Genomic DNA, 895 nt, shown 5'->3' with positions numbered 1-895 from the left:
CACTCGGCCTCATTCGAGGCCGGGAGCGTCGACGGGCTGGGCACCACGGCGCAGCCACACGCCGCCGTTGATCATCGCGGAAACACCACCGTGGCGCTCCAGGGAATCGGCCCGCACTGCCAGGTAGACGTGAATCACCACGAAGACCCACAGGAAGAACATGATCATGGTGTGGATCAGCCTGATCGTGGGAATACCGGTCCAGTGGATGGGCGAGGAGACCACCCGCCACAATGCATTGTCCTGCATGTTGAGCCCATAGAGCACCAGGCCGGTCGCCATCTGGATCGCACACAGCGCGTAGATGCCGGTGTAGGTGAGTTGCTGGAGCGGATTGTGCGCCAGGTAGAGCGGCGCCTCGTCGCGCATCAACCCGTAGAACTGCACGGTACGGCCCAGATTGCGCACATCCTCCTTGTCCTTCAATGGCCACAGAGCAGGCCAGCGCAGATAGCGATCCCGTGAGGTGAATGCGCCGATCACCCTTGTCAGACCCAGAATCAGCCAGGCTCCAGCAGCAACGAAATGGATCACCCGCACCCATCCCATCAAGAAACCGGTGCCCTGCTCGGCTCCAGCGGTGGGGCCGAAGAATGGGTCCATGATGTAGTAGCCGGTGCAGCTGAGAATGAAGATGAGGGCCACATTGGCCCAGTGCTGGAAGCGCAGCGCCGCCGACCAGACGTTCACCCGGATCCAGTAGACGGGCCGGGCCTCCATGCCGAGCTGCACGCCCTCCTGGGAGGTCAGCCGGATGGCCAAGAAGCCCTCCATGACGAAATGGCCGACTCTGCCGTGGCCATCGACCGGGGCGCAGGCCCCGCCGCGCCCCCGCCGGCCCCGCCGCAGGGCCTATGCGACGGTCTTCTTCAGCCCCGGGCGGGCGTCCCGGGCG

General features: G+C 64.9%; 1 protein-coding gene. It reads right to left on the bottom strand.

Going from position 1 to position 895, the window contains the following annotated elements; all coding sequences use genetic code 11:
* Positions 1–9 precede the first annotated feature (9 nt).
* A complete protein-coding gene (gene cybH, locus ABF648_RS11280; protein ID WP_415632357.1) occupies positions 10–762 on the bottom strand; it encodes a Ni/Fe-hydrogenase, b-type cytochrome subunit in 753 nt (250 codons plus the stop codon).
* Positions 763–895 lie beyond the last annotated feature (133 nt).

It is taken from the genome of Propionibacterium sp. (assembly GCF_047719395.1).
In the GTDB taxonomy this organism is placed as follows: Bacteria; Actinomycetota; Actinomycetes; order Propionibacteriales; family Propionibacteriaceae; genus Propionibacterium.
Note: the sequence above shows the minus strand (reverse complement) of the source record. Positions and strands in the feature narration are given on the sequence as shown.